The organism is Burkholderia sp. Bp9140, from assembly GCF_003853425.1.
Taxonomy (GTDB): Bacteria; Pseudomonadota; Gammaproteobacteria; order Burkholderiales; family Burkholderiaceae; genus Burkholderia.
The window spans coordinates 1-3139 of sequence record NZ_QTPQ01000088.1 but is presented as its reverse complement, the minus strand read 5'-3'; the positions used below and the strand labels follow the sequence as shown (position 1 = coordinate 3139).

At 52.2% G+C, this 3139-nt stretch carries 1 rRNA gene; it reads left to right on the top strand.

From position 1 onward, the window contains the following. The first annotated feature begins 245 nt into the window (after nt 1–245). Nucleotides 246–3127 (top strand): 23S ribosomal RNA (locus DIE21_RS36615). Nucleotides 3128–3139: the final 12 nt, after the last annotated feature.

Sequence of the window (3139 nt, the reverse complement as noted above, 5' to 3'; positions counted from 1 at the left end):
TCATTGGCGATTGAGCCAGTCAGAGTGATACGTAGTATGTATCGGCTGTCGTTCTTTAACAATCTGGAAGAAGTAAGTAATTTGGATAGCGGAAGCGTCTTGAGATGGACGTGAAAGCTATCCGGGTTGTGATTGTATCGATGTATCTCAAGATGATTCGAACTTCATTGTTCGGCTCAATTGGAATACGGCACAACGCGAGAACTCAACCTGTAGCGACTGTCGATGAGACAGACTCGTTATAGGGTCAAGCGAACAAGTGCATGTGGTGGATGCCTTGGCGATCACAGGCGATGAAGGACGCGGTAGCCTGCGAAAAGCTACGGGGAGCTGGCAAACGAGCTTTGATCCGTAGATGTCCGAATGGGGAAACCCACTCCTTTTGGAGTATCCATGGCTGAATACATAGGCCATGTGAAGCGAACGCGGTGAACTGAAACATCTAAGTAACCGCAGGAAAAGAAATCAACCGAGATTCCCAAAGTAGTGGCGAGCGAAATGGGATGAGCCTTGCACTCTTTATTTGTATTGTTAGCCGAACGCTCTGGAAAGTGCGGCCATAGCAGGTGATAGCCCTGTAGGCGAAAACAGTATGAAAGAACTAGGTGTGCGACAAGTAGGGCGGGACACGTGAAATCCTGTCTGAAGATGGGGGGACCATCCTCCAAGGCTAAATACTCGTGATCGACCGATAGTGAACCAGTACCGTGAGGGAAAGGCGAAAAGAACCCCGGGAGGGGAGTGAAATAGATCCTGAAACCGCATGCATACAAACAGTCGGAGCCTCGTAAGGGGTGACGGCGTACCTTTTGTATAATGGGTCAGCGACTTACGTTCAGTAGCAAGCTTAACCGTATAGGGCAGGCGTAGCGAAAGCGAGTCCGAATAGGGCGTTCAGTTGCTGGGCGTAGACCCGAAACCAGGTGATCTATCCATGGCCAGGATGAAGGTGCGGTAACACGTACTGGAGGTCCGAACCCACTAACGTTGAAAAGTTAGGGGATGAGCTGTGGATAGGGGTGAAAGGCTAAACAAACCTGGAAATAGCTGGTTCTCTCCGAAAACTATTTAGGTAGTGCCTCGTGTCTCACCTTCGGGGGTAGAGCACTGTCATGGTTGGGGGGTCTATTGCAGATTACCCCGCCATAGCAAACTCCGAATACCGAAGAGTGCAATCACGGGAGACAGACATCGGGTGCTAACGTCCGGTGTCAAGAGGGAAACAACCCAGACCGCCAGCTAAGGTCCCCAAATATAGCTAAGTGGGAAACGAAGTGGGAAGGCTAAAACAGTCAGGAGGTTGGCTTAGAAGCAGCCACCCTTTAAAGAAAGCGTAATAGCTCACTGATCGAGTCGTCCTGCGCGGAAGATGTAACGGGGCTAAGCTATATACCGAAGCTGCGGATGCGTGCTTTGCACGCATGGTAGGAGAGCGTTCCGTAAGCCTGCGAAGGTGCCTTGTAAAGGGTGCTGGAGGTATCGGAAGTGCGAATGCTGACATGAGTAGCGATAAAGGGGGTGAAAGGCCCCCTCGCCGTAAGCCCAAGGTTTCCTACGCAACGTTCATCGGCGTAGGGTGAGTCGGCCCCTAAGGCGAGGCAGAAATGCGTAGCTGATGGGAAGCAGGTCAATATTCCTGCACCATTGTTAGATGCGATGGGGGGACGGATCGCGGAAGGTTGTCCGGGTGTTGGAAGTCCCGGTCGCTGCATTGGAGAAGGCGCTTAGGCAAATCCGGGCGCGTAATTCAAGGGTGTGGCGCGAGCTCCTTAGGGAGCGAAGCAATTGGAAGTGGTTCCAAGAAAAGCCTCTAAGCTTCAGTCTAACGATGACCGTACCGCAAACCGACACAGGTGGGCGAGATGAGTATTCTAAGGCGCTTGAGAGAACTCGGGAGAAGGAACTCGGCAAATTGGTACCGTAACTTCGGGATAAGGTACGCCCTTGTAGCTTGATGCCCCTGCGGGCAAAGGGTGAAGGGGTTGCAATAAACTGGTGGCTGCGACTGTTTAATAAAAACACAGCACTCTGCAAACACGAAAGTGGACGTATAGGGTGTGACGCCTGCCCGGTGCCGGAAGATTAAATGATGGGGTGCAAGCTCTTGATTGAAGTCCCGGTAAACGGCGGCCGTAACTATAACGGTCCTAAGGTAGCGAAATTCCTTGTCGGGTAAGTTCCGACCTGCACGAATGGCGTAACGATGGCCACACTGTCTCCTCCCGAGACTCAGCGAAGTTGAAGTGTTTGTGATGATGCAATCTACCCGCGGCTAGACGGAAAGACCCCATGAACCTTTACTGTAGCTTTGCATTGGACTTTGAACCGATCTGTGTAGGATAGGTGGGAGGCTATGAAACCGGAACGCTAGTTTCGGTGGAGCCGTCCTTGAAATACCACCCTGGTTTGTTTGAGGTTCTAACCTTGGCCCGTGATCCGGGTCGGGGACAGTGCATGGTAGGCAGTTTGACTGGGGCGGTCTCCTCCCAAAGCGTAACGGAGGAGTACGAAGGTACGCTAGGTACGGTCGGAAATCGTGCTGATAGTGCAATGGCATAAGCGTGCTTAACTGCGAGACCGACAAGTCGAGCAGGTGCGAAAGCAGGTCATAGTGATCCGGTGGTTCTGTATGGAAGGGCCATCGCTCAACGGATAAAAGGTACTCTGGGGATAACAGGCTGATACCGCCCAAGAGTTCATATCGACGGCGGTGTTTGGCACCTCGATGTCGGCTCATCTCATCCTGGGGCTGTAGCCGGTCCCAAGGGTATGGCTGTTCGCCATTTAAAGAGGTACGTGAGCTGGGTTTAAAACGTCGTGAGACAGTTTGGTCCCTATCTGCCGTGGGCGTTGGATATTTGAAGGGGGCTGCTCCTAGTACGAGAGGACCGGAGTGGACGAACCTCTGGTGTACCGGTTGTCACGCCAGTGGCATCGCCGGGTAGCTATGTTCGGAAGAGATAACCGCTGAAAGCATCTAAGCGGGAAACTCGCCTTAAGATGAGATATCCCTGGGGACTAGATCCCCTTGAAGGGTCGTTCGAGACCAGGACGTTGATAGGTCAGGTGTGTAAGCGCAGTAATGCGTTCAGCTAACTGATACTAATTGCCCGTAAGGCTTGATCCTATAACAAGTCTG